Source organism: Pseudomonas kilonensis, from assembly GCF_001269885.1.
In the GTDB taxonomy this organism is placed as follows: Bacteria; Pseudomonadota; Gammaproteobacteria; order Pseudomonadales; family Pseudomonadaceae; genus Aquipseudomonas; species Aquipseudomonas kilonensis.
Genome location: NZ_LHVH01000019.1, coordinates 251,869 through 268,642 on the forward strand (window position 1 = coordinate 251,869; position 16,774 = coordinate 268,642).

19 protein-coding genes are annotated in these 16,774 nt (G+C 55.5%); 7 read left to right on the top strand and 12 right to left on the bottom strand.

The window, feature by feature from the left end:
- The first annotated feature begins 75 nt into the window (after positions 1-75).
- Positions 76-1,404, top strand: coding sequence for a type VI secretion system tip protein TssI/VgrG (gene tssI / locus AD662_RS13510; protein ID WP_053187941.1), 1,329 nt, complete (start codon positions 76-78; stop codon positions 1,402-1,404).
- Positions 1,405-1,433: 29 nt separating this feature from the next.
- On the opposite strand, the gene AD662_RS13515 is transcribed toward tssI, so the two are convergent.
- Positions 1,434-2,378 (bottom strand): LysR family transcriptional regulator, encoded by a 945-nt coding sequence (locus AD662_RS13515; protein ID WP_018602204.1) that lies wholly within the window; start codon positions 2,376-2,378, stop codon positions 1,434-1,436.
- 122 nt (positions 2,379-2,500) lie between these two features.
- On the opposite strand from AD662_RS13515, the gene AD662_RS13520 reads away from it, so the two are divergent.
- The gene (locus tag AD662_RS13520) at positions 2,501-3,427 is read left to right on the top strand and encodes an alpha/beta hydrolase (RefSeq protein WP_024619002.1); all 927 of its coding nucleotides are present in this window, start codon (positions 2,501-2,503) and stop codon (positions 3,425-3,427) included.
- 171 nt (positions 3,428-3,598) lie between these two features.
- On the opposite strand, the gene AD662_RS13525 is transcribed toward AD662_RS13520, so the two are convergent.
- Positions 3,599-4,396, bottom strand: coding sequence for an alpha/beta fold hydrolase (locus tag AD662_RS13525; RefSeq protein WP_053187944.1), 798 nt, complete (start codon positions 4,394-4,396; stop codon positions 3,599-3,601).
- A 235-nt stretch (positions 4,397-4,631) separates the two neighbouring features.
- On the opposite strand from AD662_RS13525, the gene AD662_RS13530 reads away from it, so the two are divergent.
- A complete protein-coding gene (locus tag AD662_RS13530) occupies positions 4,632-5,168 on the top strand; it encodes a dihydrofolate reductase family protein (protein ID WP_053187947.1) in 537 nt (178 codons plus the stop codon).
- 9 nt (positions 5,169-5,177) lie between these two features.
- Here AD662_RS13530 and AD662_RS13535 read toward each other — a convergent pair whose 3' ends face one another.
- The gene (locus AD662_RS13535) at positions 5,178-6,944 is read right to left on the bottom strand and encodes a S8/S53 family peptidase (protein ID WP_053187950.1); all 1,767 of its coding nucleotides are present in this window, start codon (positions 6,942-6,944) and stop codon (positions 5,178-5,180) included.
- Between the two features lie 131 nt (positions 6,945-7,075).
- Here AD662_RS13535 and AD662_RS13540 point away from each other — a divergent pair, with 131 nt between their 5' ends.
- Together AD662_RS13540 and AD662_RS13545 are read left to right on the top strand one after the other, a co-directional pair.
- Positions 7,076-7,381 (top strand): NIPSNAP family protein, encoded by a 306-nt coding sequence (locus tag AD662_RS13540; protein ID WP_053187954.1) that lies wholly within the window; start codon positions 7,076-7,078, stop codon positions 7,379-7,381.
- A gap of 78 nt (positions 7,382-7,459) precedes the next feature.
- The gene (locus AD662_RS13545) at positions 7,460-8,134 is read left to right on the top strand and encodes a DUF998 domain-containing protein (protein ID WP_053187957.1); all 675 of its coding nucleotides are present in this window, start codon (positions 7,460-7,462) and stop codon (positions 8,132-8,134) included.
- A 6-nt stretch (positions 8,135-8,140) separates the two neighbouring features.
- Here the strand turns inward: AD662_RS13545 and AD662_RS28565 are convergent, their stop codons facing one another.
- The 4 genes from AD662_RS28565 to AD662_RS13560 form a co-directional block, all read right to left on the bottom strand.
- Complete coding sequence (locus tag AD662_RS28565) at positions 8,141-8,302, bottom strand: DUF2986 domain-containing protein (RefSeq protein WP_018602217.1); 162 nt, start codon at positions 8,300-8,302, stop codon at positions 8,141-8,143.
- A gap of 35 nt (positions 8,303-8,337) precedes the next feature.
- Entirely contained in the window at positions 8,338-9,276 is a 939-nt protein-coding gene (locus AD662_RS13550) for a hypothetical protein (protein ID WP_053187961.1), read from the bottom strand.
- A 161-nt stretch (positions 9,277-9,437) separates the two neighbouring features.
- Positions 9,438-10,904: an FAD-binding oxidoreductase gene (locus tag AD662_RS13555; protein ID WP_235862408.1), complete on the bottom strand. Its 1,467-nt coding sequence runs from the start codon at positions 10,902-10,904 to the stop codon at positions 9,438-9,440.
- Positions 10,901-11,518 carry a YebB family permuted papain-like enzyme gene (locus AD662_RS13560; protein WP_074849787.1) on the bottom strand — a complete coding sequence of 206 codons (618 nt, stop codon included), beginning with the start codon at positions 11,516-11,518 and terminating at the stop codon, positions 10,901-10,903. The genes AD662_RS13555 and AD662_RS13560 overlap by 4 nt, the downstream gene beginning before the upstream one ends.
- 113 nt (positions 11,519-11,631) lie before the next feature.
- Between AD662_RS13560 and AD662_RS13565 the strand changes: the two genes are divergently transcribed.
- Entirely contained in the window at positions 11,632-12,366 is a 735-nt protein-coding gene (locus AD662_RS13565; RefSeq protein ID WP_053187966.1) for a helix-turn-helix domain-containing protein, read from the top strand.
- 29 nt (positions 12,367-12,395) lie between these two features.
- Here the strand turns inward: AD662_RS13565 and AD662_RS13570 are convergent, their stop codons facing one another.
- Together AD662_RS13570 and AD662_RS13575 are read right to left on the bottom strand one after the other, a co-directional pair.
- Positions 12,396-13,424 (bottom strand): alpha/beta hydrolase, encoded by a 1,029-nt coding sequence (locus tag AD662_RS13570; RefSeq protein ID WP_053187969.1) that lies wholly within the window; start codon positions 13,422-13,424, stop codon positions 12,396-12,398.
- 25 nt (positions 13,425-13,449) lie between these two features.
- Positions 13,450-13,896 carry a cyclophilin-like fold protein gene (locus AD662_RS13575; RefSeq protein WP_053187972.1) on the bottom strand — a complete coding sequence of 149 codons (447 nt, stop codon included), beginning with the start codon at positions 13,894-13,896 and terminating at the stop codon, positions 13,450-13,452.
- A gap of 125 nt (positions 13,897-14,021) precedes the next feature.
- Between AD662_RS13575 and AD662_RS13580 the strand changes: the two genes are divergently transcribed.
- Positions 14,022-14,915, top strand: a complete 894-nt coding sequence (locus tag AD662_RS13580; protein ID WP_018602232.1) for a LysR family transcriptional regulator — start codon at positions 14,022-14,024, stop codon at positions 14,913-14,915.
- 129 nt (positions 14,916-15,044) lie between these two features.
- Here AD662_RS13580 and AD662_RS29295 read toward each other — a convergent pair whose 3' ends face one another.
- The 3 genes from AD662_RS29295 to AD662_RS29660 form a co-directional block, all read right to left on the bottom strand.
- On the bottom strand, positions 15,045-15,575 hold the full coding sequence (locus AD662_RS29295; RefSeq protein ID WP_139213123.1) for a hypothetical protein: 531 nt from the start codon (positions 15,573-15,575) through the stop codon (positions 15,045-15,047).
- A 520-nt stretch (positions 15,576-16,095) separates the two neighbouring features.
- Complete coding sequence (locus AD662_RS29300; RefSeq protein WP_074849682.1) at positions 16,096-16,326, bottom strand: DUF7336 domain-containing protein; 231 nt, start codon at positions 16,324-16,326, stop codon at positions 16,096-16,098.
- Between the two features lie 24 nt (positions 16,327-16,350).
- The gene (locus AD662_RS29660; RefSeq protein WP_174553536.1) at positions 16,351-16,758 is read right to left on the bottom strand and encodes a hypothetical protein; all 408 of its coding nucleotides are present in this window, start codon (positions 16,756-16,758) and stop codon (positions 16,351-16,353) included.
- Positions 16,759-16,774 lie beyond the last annotated feature (16 nt).

Genomic DNA, 16,774 nt, shown 5'->3' on the forward strand with positions numbered 1-16,774 from the left:
CCTGATGCTCGATGCAAGCCTTTATTTCATACATGGGCGTGGGGCGAACAGTAGGTTTTAAAAAGAGAACAGCGGATGTTCAGCCCAGCCAATCAAACGCACTTCAGTTTGACCATCGACGGTTTTGAGCACGATTTTCAAGTGCTCGCATTCACCGGAGAAGAGGCAATCAGCAGGCCTTACCTCTTCAATGTGGAGTTTGCTAATGAGCGGTCCGATCTGGATCTCGAAAGCCTCTTCGACGTGGAGGCTTTTCTGACCTTCGACTCGAAGGGCAACGGCATCCATGGACGGGTCTATCACATCGCTCACGGCCGCAACGGTCAGCGGTTGACGCACTACAGCCTGGCCCTCGTACCGCACCTTTCCTACTTGCGCCACCGCATCAACCGGAGGATCTATCAACGGTTCTCGGTGCCGAAAATCGTCGCCTTGATACTGGAAGAACACGGCATTCTGGGCGACGCCTATCGGTTTCAACTCGGGTCGACCTATCCTGAGCGTGACTGCTGCGCCCAGTACGACGAAACTGATTTGCACTTTATTCAGCGTTTGTGCGAGGAAGAGGGTATTCACTTTCACTTCCAACACAGTGCTCAAGGCCATGTGCTGGTCTTTGGTGATGAGCAGGCGGTTTTCCCCGGGATGGGGCACCCGACTGCTTATGGACAAGCGTGCGACAGGGTGGCCAACGAGCCACTGATCAAGCGCCTCAACCTGCGCTTGGGACAGCTCACCAGTCGTACCTCGCACCGCAACTATGATTTCGAGCAACAGCTGGACATTGAAAAAGATCACAGGCCGGAGCGTTCCACCGGTCACGAGCACGGCAAGCAGATACGTCTTCGTAGTATGGAGCGCCGCCATGCGGCCTATCGGCAAGCTGAGGGGCAGAGCGACCAGACTCGGTTACTCAGTGGCCATGTGCTGGAAATCTCAGGCCATCCGCGCCAGGAGTGGAACGCTCCATGGCTACTGACTCAGGTCATCCATGAAGGCAGGCAACCACAGGTATTGAGTGAGGACATCGCCGCTGGCAGCACTGACAACGAGGATGACTTTCATCAGGGTTACCGCAACCGCTTTATCGTTCTTCCATGGAATGTGCCCTATCGTCCGCCGTTGGCCCACAAGAAACCTCAGGTGCCAAGCAACCAGGCTGCTGTAGTCGTCGCTTTAGAAGGCGAGGGGATCCAGAGTGATCTGCGCTTTGGAAGGATCAAGGTCAAGTTCCCCTGGGACCGTGAAGATCGATTTGACGACAAGAGTTGTTGTTGGCTGAAGGGAGCCGTCGATTGGAGCTGTGAGATGGGGCCGCCCCGGACGGGCATGGAAGTCGTGGTCACCTTTCTCGAAAACGACCCTGATCAGCCGGTGGTCAGCGGTTGTCTGTGTTGTCGCTAAGGGGGCCAGACCATTAACATGCGCTTCGCTCAGGGGGCAGACAGAGGAGTACCTTCCGCCGGATTATGCTCCCATGGTGGAAAAGGCGACCAAGCCTCCACAAGCTTATCGATGAAGAGTCGAATTTTTGGAGAGAGGTGCCGCTTGCTAGGGTAGATCACCCGAATAGGCTCTGCGGCCTCTGCATATCCTGCGAGCAATTGAACGAGTTTGCCGCTCCTCAAATCGTCGTTAACCACGTAGGAGGGAAGAGTCGCGATACCCAGGCCAGCGACAGCTGACTGGTGCAATGACTCAGCACTGTCCATCTGTAGCCTTCCACCATGAGTAACTGGCAAAGAGCGACCGCTCACTCGAAAATTCCAGGGAAGCAGTCTCCCGCCGCTCACGAAATGCAGGCACTGATGCTCGAAGAGATCTTCGGGCGTTTTGGGGGGTGCATGCTCAGCCAGATACTTGGGTGAAGCGCAGGTAATCATTTGCTGGTAAGCCACGGTGCGCGTGAGCAACCGAGAGTCTTCCTTGGGAGGCCCGATGCGCATGGCCAAGTCAAATCCCTCATCAATCAGGTCGACCAGCCTGTCGGAAAAGGTGATATCCACGCTCAAGGATGGCCAATCCTTCAGACAGCACTCAATGTGCTGAAGGACATGAAGTCTGCCCAACGCAACCGGCAGGCTCATCCGCAGTCGTCCACTGGGTGTCGAACGACGAAACGCAAGGGCATCCTCCACGTCGTCCAGATCCTGAAGAACGCCCACGCAGCGCTCATAAAGAACCTGGCCGTCATCCGTCATGCTCAAACTACGAGTGGTTCGATTCAGCAAACGTACCTGTAATCGAGCCTCAAGCCTGACTATGGACTTCCCCACTGCCGAGCGAGTAAGGCCAAGTTGCTTGGCCGCCGCAGTGAAGCTCCCAGCGTTTACCGAGCTTACAAACGCTGCAATATCGTTCAGGTTATGGAGTTCCATGGGACCTCTGGACGTCAACGTTCGGGCGGCTTAGCACCCGGCTATGGGGAACCCTATTCCCCAATTATGAGCATAACATCTCAATTAGCCATTCCGTTGCCCAACGATCAATTGAGGTCATTATGAACATTGAAGTACAAGCAGCCGTCCAAACCTGGGCTAACAGCCTTAGCGATCTGGTACCCGTTCTCAAGGGAATCGATACCACCACAAAGATGAGCGACATCCGCGACTCCTACGCAAAAATGCTCGCGCAAAATCCAGCGCCTGCTGGCGTCAAATTTGAAGCAGTCGACATGGGTGGCGTGCCAGGCACACTGGTCACTCCGGACGAGATCAAAAGCGACGCAGTAGTGATGTACATCCACGGCGGTGCTTACATTGTTGGGCGTCCAGACGGCTATCACGGCATCGGCGGCAACTACGCAAAGATGCTCGGTGCTCGTGTGTACATGCCGGACTACCGCCTTGCCCCTGAACACAAGTTCCCAGCCTCTATTGACGACACATTGCGCGCCTACGAGTGGTTGCTCGAGCAGAAAATCCCGGCTAACAAGATTGCATTCTCTGGCGAGTCAGCTGGCGGCGCGATGGTTGTCAGCGTGATGGTGGCGGCCAAATCCAAAGGACTTCCATTGCCTGCGGTTGGCTCTTCCATTTCGCCATGGGCAAACCTTGAACACACCGGTGCTTCCATGAGCAATCGTGAAGGTTTGGATCCTCTGAACTCCAAGCCTGTCCTGGATATTCTGGCCAGGGCGTTCTTGGGCGACACATTGGCCAATCATCCTCTGGCCTCTCCTGTGTTCGCGGACGTCACTGGACTTCCGCCAATTCTGGTGCAGATCGGCGAGAACGAGCTGATGTTGAGTGATGCGATGCGTCTTGCAACTCATTTGGCTGATAACCGCGTTCGCGTCAACCTGGAGGTATGGCCTGCGATGTTCCATGCCTGGCACTTCTACGCCACCATGCTGCCAGAAGGTCGGCAGGCAATGGAGAGTTCCGTGCACTTCATTGAGGTTGGCCTGGCCGACGCTAATCGCTAAAACGTAAACCGACCGCGACAGTTTCCGGCTGTCGCGGTTCACCCCTTGGCATTCAAACAACGGGGCCCACCCTGGATGTTCTGAGAAGTTGTTTCCTGAGCAACTCAACATATACGCACGTTAATTTAGCTAAACGAACCATTACAGCAGTGTCAGCTTTTGGCTGTGGACTCAACCGGTGTTGCGTTTCAGGAAACCCTCGATAAGGGTTGCGAAATAAGGCGGGCACTCTTGCATCGGGTAATGACCGCAGTTGGGGATAACGTGCAGTTCTGCGTTCGGATGCCACGCCAGAAAGGTGCGTGTCATAGCCGCGGAATCAAGTCCGGGATCCTTGTCGCCGACAATAACCAAATACGGTGTTTCAAGGCCTCGAACGTCATCAACGAAATTGGCTGTGACCAGCATTTCGAGGTACCTCGCCCGGCAGGCTGGTGAGACCGTGTTGCGGCTTTGTTGGACCTTGAGATCAACCCACCCATCGGAGAGACCTCCGGTCACGAATTTGAACAGACGCCGAAGGGCCTCGTCGTCTTCTATCGTGCTGGCAAAGAACGCCAGGGCCTCTGGACTCAACCGATTGCCAGCGGCAGAAACGGGACACACCGCTATCGCGCTCGCGACGCGAGACGGGGCGTCCGCCGCAATACGTTGCGTGATCATCCCGGTCATCGAGTGGCCGACCACGTGGAAGCGCGCCCAACCGAGCTGGTCGGCGAGCATGAGGCAATCGGAGGAAATTTCCTCTACTGTAAATTCACCAGCCAATTCAATGGATTGCCCGTAGCCACGCACATCAACGAAAACATAGGTAAACGCGTGGCCGTCAAGACAGGGCATGACGGCATCGTAGCTGGAGTGGTCGCCCAGCCAGTCATGCATGACCAGCACATGAGTGGGGCCATTGCCGTACCGCACATACCCTAAGGTGGCGTCGGCGCCGAAGCTGATTTCAATGGGTGCTTTCATGTCATGGTTCCTTTGTGGTCGGGGGAACCAAAACGAAAACGCCCTCCCGGCGAACCGGGAGGGCGTTTTGAAAGAGAGGCAACCCTATCAATCCCTTGAATCAGGGTCAATAGACGAGCGCACCGACGGGCGCATTGCCGAAACCGACCTCTAATCAAATATCCGATCCGCATCTAAATTGCTACATTTCCCTTCACCAACCGCCAATACCATCCCACAACAAAGGCCCCCCAAAATGCCCACCGCCCACGTCTTCATCGCCACCAGCCTGGATGGCTTCATCGCTCGAGCCGACGGTGACATCGACTGGCTTCTACAACGCGACGACCCCTCCGAAGACCACGGCTATTCAGCCTTCATCGCCGACAAGGACGTGATCGTGGTGGGGCGCGGGAGCTATGAAAAGGTGCTGACCTTCGACACCTGGTTCTACGACCGGCCCGTGGTGGTGCTGTCCGAGCAGTTGGCCGATTCGCCAGTGCCCGAGGCGTTGAAGGGCAAGCTGCGTTTCTCCAATCTGGCCCCCAAGGATTTGATGGCGGAGCTGGAGAGCCAAGGCGTGCAGCGCGTCTATGTGGATGGTGGACAGGTGGTGCAGTCGTTCCTGCGCGAGGGGTTGGTCACCGATATGGTGATCACCACCGTTCCCGTGTTGATCGGCTCGGGGCGGCCGTTGTTCGGTGGGCTTGAGCGGGACGTGGATTTGAAACTGGTATCCAGCCGCAGCTTTCCTTCGGGGCTGGTGCAGTCCACTTACCGGCTGGCCCCCTGACTCGCCGACTCAACGCACGCGGTCGCGGCTTTGTGCGGTCAGGTCCAGGGCCTTTTGCATGTCCAGCCGCGCCGAGCGACCGACGTCTTTGTCGTTGAGTTGGAAGCGGCGTTCCGACGGCAGGATGGGCGCAGTGAGGTCTTCGCCGTCCATCTGTTCGAAGTCGTGGTTGTCGCCGATGGTCATGGCGCTGCGGCGTAGCAGCGTGCGCAGTTGCTCGGGTTGCAGTTGCGGGTTGATGGACAGCATCGCCGCGAGCAGGCCCGCGACCATGGGCGTGGCATAGGACGTGCCGCAATGCACGGCGCTGTCCTGGCCGACGTTGGCCGTCGAGGCGTGGGCGCAAGCGGCGGCGGTGATGTCGACACGCATGTCGATGTTGGAGGAGGCGCGCTTGACCGCATAGGCCGGGTCGTCGACGGCGACGCCGCTGCGCTCGCTGCGTTGATGCCCGCCGACCACCAGCAATTGTTCGGTGATGAAGGAGGAGGGCAGGCGGTATTCGTCGCTGCCCGAGAACGAGGCACCGTTGCCGGCGGAGTTCACCACGATGACGTCGGGATGTTCCTTGCGCAACCAGAGGAAGAACTCCTCCAGCAACTCCTCGTACCCGCCCATGGCGATGCCCGAGCGCAGCAGCGAATCGACGTCATCGCCTTTGACGTCTTTGGCGCCGACGCGGTGGATGCCCCAGCTCCAGTTGAGTACGCGCACACCGTCCTCCACGAGGTTGACCGAGGCGGCGATGTTGGCGGTGATCCCGGCATCGGAATTACGTTCGACGATGACCTCGAAGCCACCGCTGGTTTTGTCCAGGCCACGGAGAAAACCAGTGTTGCCGCTGTCGTCCCAACGCGCGGCGAGGATGCCGGCGACGGTCGTGCCATGGTTGTCCGGTTTGTCTGCATCGCGGGCGTAGACGCAGGTGCGCGGCGGTGAGCAGGCGCCGAGATAGTCGGCGAAATCCGTCGTGTCGAAATCCACACCGCGCTCGATCAGGCCGATGCGCACCGGTTGCGGCTGGATGGGCGGCTGTCGCCCGGGGATGCGTCGTTGGTAATAACTCACCGCGTCGAGAAAGCGGTTCGCGGCCCACTCATCGGAGTCCAGGGCTGGCTTCTTCGGTTCTTCAGGATGGGCTGCGGCTTGCTCGGTTTCTTCGGCCGAGGACTCCTCAATGACCACGGCGTCCACGCTGGTCTCGCTGCCCAGGCGCAGCACCAGGGCGTCACGCTGCACCAAGTCCTTGGCCGGCAGGCGAAGTTGGTACAGGTTCAGTGGCGCGATGCTGCCGACCACCGTTGCCCCGTACTTGCGGGCCAGGCGCTCGGCTTCCTGACGGCCGTCACGGTCTTCCTCGATCAGCACGCTGACCAGGTCGACGTAGGTGGTCAGGCCATCCATGTTCTTCGCCACTTCGTCCGCTCTGGCGGCCAGTACGTGACTGTTGCGCAAAGTCAGCCAGGCGGCATTGCTGGCGCGCGGGCCATCCTGCAGCCAGAGCGGGCCGCTCTGGTAGTCGGCGCTGTCCAGGCGCACGCGCAGGTTTTCCCCTTCGCGCTGGATCGTGTCTGCGGGTATGACCTTTGCGCCCAGGTTCAACTGCGGTGTTGCCTCACCCAACCCACGTACGGTCAGGCACCAGTCCTGGTGCTGGGTTTCCAGCAGGTCGCCGCAGCGTTTCAGGCTTTCCAGGCGCAGGGGTTCAGGCGCCGCCGTTGCTGTGCCGGCAGCCAAAGAGAACAACGTAGCGAGGGCAGCGGATCGTAGGGGCATGAGCCAGGTTTCTTTGCCGAGGGTCTTGTTGCTCCGACTGTTGCGTTGCTTGCTTCGTTCAGAAGCTATCGAGGCCACTTCAATCGTACTCTGTGTAGAATCGGTCTTTTTCGTTTCAAAGGATTGAGCCTGTGATCACCTGTCATGTCCGGTACGTTATCGACCCCTACCAGATCCTTGCTTTCGAACGCTACTCGCGCCAATGGATTGAAGTGGTGAGCCGAATGGGGGGAGAGCATCACGGCTATTTTCTACCCGCCGAAGGCGCCAACAATATCGCCTACTGCCTGTTCAGCTTCCCCAGCCTGGCCGACTACGAAAACTATCGAAGGAAAGCCGAACAGGATCCAGCGTGTGTTGAATTGGTGGCCCAGGCGACGGAACAACGATTCATTTTGAGTTATGAGCGTAGTTTCCTGCGCCCTGTCCTTGAGTGAGCAGGTGGACGCTTGAATCAATGCCAGTTTTCACATCACCCCACAAACGGACATCACAACGACACGGAGTGTCACCACATGAAAACCATTGATCGTGCTTTGCTAAGCTGCGGAATACTGATTCCATTCTGGCTGTTTTTGGGTGTCACACTGACCGCGCGGGCCTATCCAGGCTACAGCCATCTGGATCAAGCCATGAGCCAACTAGGCGCCGCGGGAGCGCCAACCCACAGCTTCTCTGCTTGGCTGAACAATTTTCCGCTGGGTGTGATGTTCGTGCTTTTCGCAATAGGTGTGGCGAGACGGTTCAAGGCATCGCCGATGGCCTTGTTTAGCGCGGTACTGATTTTCGTCCACGGTTTGGCAAGCTTCGCGACCGGCTATTTTTCCTGCGACCAAGGTTGTGCGCCGGTTCAACCATCGGTCTCGCAGCAAAGCCACAATCTTGCGGGGCTGGTGATGTTCATCTCGCTTACTCTGGCGGGGGCGCTGTGGACGTTCCTTGGCAAGTCGCTGCTTTCATCGTCCAGGTTCGCCATGCTCTCGGCGATTTGCGTAGTCCTGGCCATCGTGACGGTTATGCTGATGGCGATGGCATTTGCCGACGGTCATTTGTTCGGCTTGTACCAGCGACTCAATTACGGGGTTTCGGTGGTCTGGACTGCGTCATTGGCCGTCGTTGCCCTGCAAGACCCCTTGAGTAAGCAGCAAGGCGTGGCGGTTCTGGCGCAGCGCTTCAGAGGGGGCCGGTGATGTGGATCAGCTTTGCGTGGGTGTGAGGGGGGCGTCACTGGATTCGGCTTCCAGTTTCAATCGGTCGGCTTTGCTGATGTATTGATTCTTGTTTTTGGGAGCCAGCTTGGCACTGGCTTTCTTGGCGTTAGCCTTCAATAACTGGTTTATCTTCTTGCGGCGATTCATGTTGTTCTGCTCAGCGTGTCAATGTGCGGATGGTATCAGCTTTCCGTTTTCTCAGGACTTTTCCTGACTTTGGCAACGGGCTTCACACGGCGCTCGACAATGATCGAGTCATTCGGGATCTCCAACCGAATCGCCGTTCCCTCGGAGTGCATTTCAATGAGCGTCGAGATGCCAACACCTCGGAAAATCACCGTCGCATTTTCAAATCTTTTGTAGTCTTCCAGCGGTGAGTCCTTGGGGGTTGGCAACAGGTTGGCGTAAGGCGGTTTCACCAGAATTGTTGCCCTTTCTATACGTATTTGCGCGAAGCTCATGGCCGCTTGCAGCAAGTCTGAAGTCACGCCCCCCATGAGAAGGGGCGTCAGGAGGATGACCCCAGCGATCACGAGCCTGGTTCTCTTCAAGGGTTTCATTTCGGCGTGGGGATTCTGGTCAGGATGCTCGGAATCGACGATTTCAGGTGCCGACGGCTGCGCTGCGCTTATTTTCTTGTTCTGTTCCAGATAGGCGGAGTAAACGATGAACTGGAAAATGGGCAGGAGGATGAGCTGAATGTGTTCCAAGGGGCTTTTGTGGGTAAGGAAGTAAATGGTCGCAGCGCCGCATATTCCAAAAAACACCGAGAGGAAGGTTATTTTGGGTCGTTTGAATTCCAGTATGGGTTTTTTATCGGTGATTTTTCCATGTAGCCAGACAAAACCTCTAAGCACCGGTATGAAGAGCGGCGAAAGCAATATCCCTACAGCGGTGACGGAGACTGAAAAATAAACACAAACCAGCCCAAAGCAAAACGCCGTGACCAGAAATAGCAAACTGTCTCCAACGGATACGCCTTGTGGGAAATGACCGTTGCTCAATAAATAACTGACGATGCACGTACCGCCTATCAGTAATCCGATTTTTGCCGACAGAGAGAGTAGTTTTGTCGCGATCTCAATCTGTTTTTCGAGTCCAGTGGTTGCTTCCCGCATCATCAATCCTCCTTGATATACGCATAGAAGGGTCGTTACCCGACTCATCTATCTGTGGGTAGCATAGCGATGATTTTTGTTCCTTGTGGCGAGATGGCAGCTGAGGTCCATAGAAACCGTGACGGCGCGTCCTCAAGTTTGAACGCTGGCGGGGCACGGTCACGCTACCCCACGTAATACTTATCCCAAAGCTTGTTCCGGAATCGCTTCTGCGGATCGAACCGTGCCTTGAGTGCGAACAACCGTTGTGCACCCGGATAGGCCCGCAAAAACTGTTGTTGCGTCGCATGCAACTGGTAGGGCAGGTAGTAGGTGCCTCCAAACGCGAGCGCAACATCGATCAGTTCGCGAGTCCATACGCCGACCTTCTCGCGGTCGGCCACGCCAACGTGTTGCCAGTAATAAAGTACGAATGAAAAGACTTCCTCCCGTGCCCAGGACAGGCATGAGTCAGGCGCAGGCGGCGCGTGTCGGATGGAGATGTTGATGGCATCAACGTCATGCGCCTTCAGTCGATCGGCCATTTGTATGACAAACGCGTTGAGGTGGGCTACCGGTACGAAATATTCCTGCAACGCGTAGGTGCTGTTGCGGGTGGCAATCGGCCCGAGGGAGGCGACGTCCCTGCTAGCCTCGTAATTGCGGCGTACCACCGGGTGGCTGAGGTAGCGTAATGGATCGACCACATCCTTGCGAATCACCGAACCGCCGGGGAGTTTGGCCACGCCCCACATGATGGTTTGATCGAGCGTGTACGATTGCCCCGGTGCGACCAGCCGGTCTTCGACGGTCAGTGCTTTTTCCGTGGTGCTCCAAGTGATGGCGGTGGCTTGGTCAAAGTTGGGCGGCGCCAGATCGGCGTTGTGCAGGATTGCCTGGTCGTTTCCGCGGATCTGGTCATTAAAGAACGTGGGGTAATCGGCAATTGGCATGTGGTGTACCTGACGCTCCATCGTGACGTTTGATGCCAGGTCCAATTCGATCTCTGTGATGACCCCCATCGCGCCATAACTACCGATGGCTGCGTGAAACAGGTCGGTATTTGTGGCGCGAGAGGCTTCCACGACTGAGCCGTCGGCGAGTACCAGTTGCAGGGCGCGTACAGAGTTGCTCATCGGGCCGGCACCGACGTAACGCCCATGAGCATTGACTGACAGCGCTCCACCGACGGTGAAGTTGGCATAGCTCTGCATGATTTTTACCGAAAGCTCATCCGGGTCGATGACGGTCTGAAGGTCACGCCAGCGCATCCCTGACTGCACGCGTATGACCTTGTTTTCAGGCGAATAGCGAATGACCTGATTGAACTGACGCATATCGAGATGCAGGCTGTCTTCGCTGGCAATCTGTCCGCCCATGCTATAGCGGCCACCACCGATGCTCACCGGGCCTGTCCATAGGGCTAGCGCCTGTCGTATCTCATCGGTGGTGCGCGGAGCCAGCAGGCGATTCACCCAGACCGGGTTGAGCAGTGTCACATCGTTAACCAGCACGCCCGAAGGTGCCGCCCATGACGACCAGGGGGACAGTACGCCGAAGGCAATCCCGGTCATGCCAGCCTGAAGCAGGCTGCGCCGGGTGAGACAGGGTGCCGCCCCTGAAGGGACAAGCGTTTGTGCGACGCGGATCATGCAGTGTCACTCAGTTGGGAATCGAAAATGACGCGCACGTCCGGACTTCGAAGCAGGCTGGCTGGAGTGACGGTACGACGTTGCCACGGAATTCGGCCGAAGTACCACAACTGCCAGAAGGCGAGATTCGGATTGGTATTATCTTGCAGCAAGCTCGCGAATGTCTCCACTTTGCCGAGCTGGATGTTCGTCGCTTCATGGATGACCTCGCGCACGAAACGAGAGCAGAACTGGCGCCGCGAACCTATGTTGAAGCCGGTGTCGTAGAACGTACCTAACCGATGATCAGCGGCATTCTTAAGCGCCGTGCGTTGCGTGTCGGTGAGGGGCCGCGTGAGCCTCGCGACGGCGCAGCGTCCATGCTCGGAGCGACGGAGAAACCGGGCGAGCGAGGTGGTTCGCGAAAGCGGAAACGTACTTTCTGCAATCAGCGGTTCATCGCCACGGTCGTCGACCACCACACCCACATGGTTTGTCCACGAGTTCGTCGCGTTGGCGACTTCCAGAAAAGGGCGGGCGGTGACACGGATGAACACGATATCTCCAATCTGCAAATCGCCCGTGGGTGGTCCGCCTAGTGCTGGGGAAACGTGCGCTGCGTTATTGATCGACATGCTGACCTCTTGGCTCATCTGAGTTTCAAGCATGCGGAGGAGGTGGTGTAATTCGCAACTTTTTCGTTGGTATTTCGCTAAGCTGATACCAACAGTATCGGATATCAATACTTATGACCCAGATTACCCAACTCATCTCCACCCTGAAACAACGTCTCAAGGCCGCCGGCATGACCTATCGCGACGTTGCTCAAGCGCTCGATCTGTCGGAACCCAGCGTGAAGCGCCTGTTGGCCAGCGGTCGCCTGACGCTCGAACGCCTTGCCCAGCTCTGTGAGCTGCTGGGCCTGACGATGGCGGAATTGCTTCAGGAGGCTGAGCGATCGACACCACGCCTGCAAACGCTGACGCGCGAACAGGAAGCGCAACTGGTCTCGAACGAAAAGTTGTTGCTGGTGGCGGTGTGTGCGCTGAATCACTGGTCACTGGAAGACATCGTGTCCGCCTACTGCGTGTCAAAAGCCGAGTGCATCAAAAATTTGTTGGTGTTGGAGCGGATGGGCTTGGCGGATCTGAAAGCGGGGAATCGCATCAGGTTGCTGGTAACGCGGGATTTCGATTGGCTGCCGGACGGCCCTATCCGAGGGTTCTTCCTGCGACAGGGTTTGCCGGATTTCATGGCCAGCCGATTCGACGTCCCCGATGAAACCCTGCATTTCGCCCATGGCATGCTGACCAAGCCCGCTTACGCCCAGTTGCAAGTCGAAATCCATAAGTTGCGCAGCAAACTGGCGGCGCTTCACAACGAATCGTTGGCCGCGCCGCTGTCAGAGAAACGTGGGACTGCCCTGTTGCTGGCGATGCGAGTTTGGGAGCCGCAGGTGTTCAGGAAGCTTAAGCGGGGGTAGATCGATAGGTCTCTCGACTGGGCCAGATATTACTTCAGATTGCTCTGGAAGAACGTCGTCAGCTTATCGAACGGAATGAGGTCGACCCGATCATAAAGATCGACATGGCCAGCGCCAGGAATGATGACAAGTTCCTTGGGTTGACCGGCGAGCTTGTAAGCCTCCTCGCTGAACTCCCTGGAGTGCGCATCCGCGCCAGCAATGAACAACATCGGATGAGGCGAAATGGTCTCGATGTCATTGAGCGGGTAGAAGTTCATGAACTTGATGTTGCTGGTCAACGTTGGGTGCGTGGTCAGGTCTTTTGACGAGCTCGATGGCGTGAACTCACCGCGCGGGGTGCGGTAGAAGTCATAGAACTCACGTTGGATAGGATGAGTATTGTCATCCAACTGGTGCACCGTACCGCTGGTGTAAAGCGATTCACCGCCGGCGAACTCCACACTACGCTGCTGAGTGGCTTGGGCGATGATAGCCCGGCGCTGTTCAAGCGTTTGGGAGTGCTTCAATCCGTTGCGATTGACGCCGCCCATGTCATACATGCTCACGGTAGCGATGGCTTTCATGCGCGGGTCAATCTTGGCTGCACTGATCACGAAGCTGCCGCTGCCGCAAATGCCGATGGCGCCAATCCGCTCCCTGTCGACAAAAGGCTGGGCGCTGAGAAAGTCCACTGCGGCGCTGAAGTCCTCGGCATAGATATCCGGCGAAACCGCATTGCGCGGCCGCCCCTCGCTTTCGCCCCAGAACGACAAGTCCAGGGAAAGGGTCACGAAGCCTCTTTCGGCCATTTTCGTGGCGTAAAGATTAGCGCTCTGTTCCTTCACTGCGCCCATCGGGTGGCCCACGACAATCGCCGGACTTCTGCTCTTGCCATTGAGTTTTTTCGGGATGAACAGGTTGCCTGCCACGTTCATTTGATATTGGTTCTTGAAATTGACCTTCTGTACGGTCACGTCGTCGCTGGTATAGAAGTTATCTGCGCCGTTGGACATATCGGCTCCTATTGCTGAGAGCGAACTGACAAGAAGGGTTAATAAAACGATGATCTTTTTCATTGGAAATCCTATCGATGCGGAGTAGTCAATTCTGGGAAAACGTCACTTGCACACCCCGCCGACCCAGCACCTGAGCCAGCCTTGCGGGGTCGTCCACACGCCCCAAGCGTGTGTATGCGTAGGTTGAATCGAAGTTCGTATAGAAAACGACCAGGGTGTCCGGGCCATACAGCATGAGATCGCCGTTGTGGATCGTTCCCGGCTTGCTCGCCTGGGTAGGTAGTGCTCGGGGGAGGGTGGCGTACTTTTCATTGCGGTTGAGATCATTCATGTCCAACGTCAGTGGCAATAACGCGACAAGCGCGCGGGCAGCTGAGTTGTCGGACAGGGTGATGGCGAAACGTTGTTCCCCGACGGTCATCCACATGCCCGTGTTCTCCGTTAGCGAAGATGCCGACGCAGCATCATTCATTGTCGAGTAGCTGCCCAGCACGAGTATCGAAGCCAGCAAGCCAAGCCAGGTCGCCCTCATCGCAGTTCTGCTTTCATTCCTGTTCATGGGGAGCATGGTGACCGACGTGCAGTTATGCGACTAGCTAATGAATGCTTAACAAGGCTATAAGCAAGGCTAATCAATTGGCTTAGATGCGTTTCACCATGATCAAAAGAAATCTCAATGATCTGCTGTCTTTCGTCACGGTCGCGCGCGAAGGCAGCTTCACGCGCGCTGCCGGGGCATTGGGGGTTACACAATCGGCACTGAGCCAGGCCATCAATGGCCTGGAAGCACGCTTGCAGATCCGATTGCTGACGCGGACCACCCGCAGCGTTTCGCCGACTATCGCGGGCGAACGGCTGCTGCACGCGATAGGCAATCGCTTCGATGAAATAGAAGCGGAGCTGGATATGCTGACGGAAATGCGCGACAAGCCCGCGGGCACTGTACGCATCACCTGCGGCGATCATGTCTTGCGCACGACCTTGCTCCCCAAACTTACCGGGTTGCTGCACGACTACCCGGATGTAAACGTCGAATTTGACGTGTGTTACGGCTTTCGAGACATCGTGGCGGATCGTTTTGATGCCGGCGTGCGCTTGGGCGATACCATCGACAAAGACATGGTTGCCGTTCCGATAGGCCCTCCATTGCGGATGGCTGCCGTCGCTTCGCAAGCGTATTTCGCTACCCACGCCATTCCCAGGAGTCCGCGCGACCTGATGACCCATCGCTGTATCAACCAGCGCATGCAAACATCAGGCGGGCTCTATGTCTGGGATTTCGAGCGGCGAGGCAAGCAGGTGAACGTGCGAGTTGACGGCCAGCTGATTTTCAACACGTCGACGCATATCGTGCAGGCGGCAGTGGCCGGGCTGGGCGTTGCCTACCTGCCGGAAGAGGAGTTTGAACCCCATCTTCAGGAGGGGCGGCTGGTGCGCGTGCTGGAAGATTGGTGTCCGCCATTTTCAGGCTACTATCTGTACTACCCCAGCCGGCGGCAACCTTCGCCTGCGTTTACATTGGTTGCCAATGCGTTGCGCCAAGCCCATTAAGGGTGAGTGACGGTTCAAATGAGCGGATCCGGCGCATGTCTTGCTCGTTCAGGCAACGCTGCTTCACGGGTACGGCTTTCAAGTAGTCATAGTCATAGTCGTAACGTTTAGTAACTCATATGCTAGCCCTTATGAGAATCTCGATATCCACCAAGTGATATAGGTTTCAAGGTAATTGTTTGACCATGATATGTATTTCAATCCTTGGTGACTGCTCTGATGTTTTACAGTCAGTGTCTCGGTTTTACTTGCTGGGTGTTTTTCGAATACGGTGTCTGATGCTTTCGGAAAGTAGGATATGGAAAATAATCGTCCATTTATAAAGCCGAATTGCGCAGTGCCGGTGTTGCTGTCTATTTTGTAGTAGGGTACTTCAAATATTTTTAAGGAGAATTTTTTACGCAGAAGGCCACTGTTTTTTTCTAAGCTTTCTAGAGTTGTAGGCTTGTAGCCTTGCGTCTCAAGGAAACTCAAGGTCTGATCAATATGGCTGCAGCTGTTGAAATTATTTATTAGCAGGGGTGGCGACTCCTCGCAGATACGTTCAATATTCACAGGTTCTTGGTATCCGAGCACGATGGCAGCAGAAGCCACAGGCACCATAGTAATTAGTGCTGCTGGTGTTTTCGACAGTTTAAGAATGGTATTGATAGTATGCATCTTCAGAGCTTGCCTCTGTCCTTAAAGTTGAAATTCCACTTCTTTTCCCGCATCGCGTTCGTTGCGCTGCGCGGTGTAATGAGATGGTCGCTATGGAGTTTTCGGCAAAAGCGCCGCCGATAACTGTGGTAATAGCGAGTGTGCTGTTAATGGTTTACCTTCTGAAGACCGCCCCTTGACGAGGCGGTGACGCAGAGACCGTTTTGATATCGCTATAAATAAATATAAGCAAGAAGGATTAGGTCGAGTCCTAGGATGATTCTGCCAAAATTGCAGAGATTTCCAGCGCTTTCTTTATAGCTATTCTTATAGAGGCACCACCATGGTCCGGCCACTACAATACTTTGGCCCTTTTTTGCATGTGGATACGCCATTATCATCAGACTTATATAAAATAGCCCCAGTATTGAAAAAAACATATTTGATCATTGTTTATTCTGTTCAGAGCCGTTAAGCCGGACTTGCACAGCTTGTTCAATCCGCCTCTAGGCGATCAATGTCGGCACTTCAAACTCAGTGTCTATTTTTCATCTGGTACATAGGTGAAAAAACCTTCCATCCAATGATCTTTACCTACCTGATAGCCTTCAATAAAAAAGCCATCTTTGGTTTCCGAGAATCCAGTTTTAAGGCTTGCTCTTTTTACGGCTTCTTCAGCTGATGCATGATTCGCATAGACGCCTATAAACTTTATATCGTCATTTCCACCTGGTAATTGATGTGTGTGTATGACTATGTAAACAAAATTCATCACGGGATCTCTATAGTTGTCGGATTATTCGAACGCACGATCACCCCATTTCCTTATTTTATTATGCTCCGATGCGGGTCCTTTGTTGTATCCATTATCTCCGTATTTTTTGCCCAAAAGACGATCAGCAAAATCTTTTCCAGATTCGCCTTTGAATGATCTTTCTCCTTTAGCCCAGTTTGGGATATCCTTGGCTCCATTTTTTCCGGACAGACCAGCTATTGTTTTTTTCTTTTCTTCTGCGTCAGGTTCGGATTCGCTTAGTAACTTGTCGATAAGATACCAATTCAGTCCTACGCCTAGACCGGCACCAATAGCCCTCCAATAATAGTTCCAGCGCCAGGGCGGTGAGAGATTGAGGCGGTCGACAATGTGTTCAATAGTGGAGCGCTTCGTTCTGTGCGAATGAGTGGATCGTAGCGCTCTACGCATTATATGTTTTGTGTCG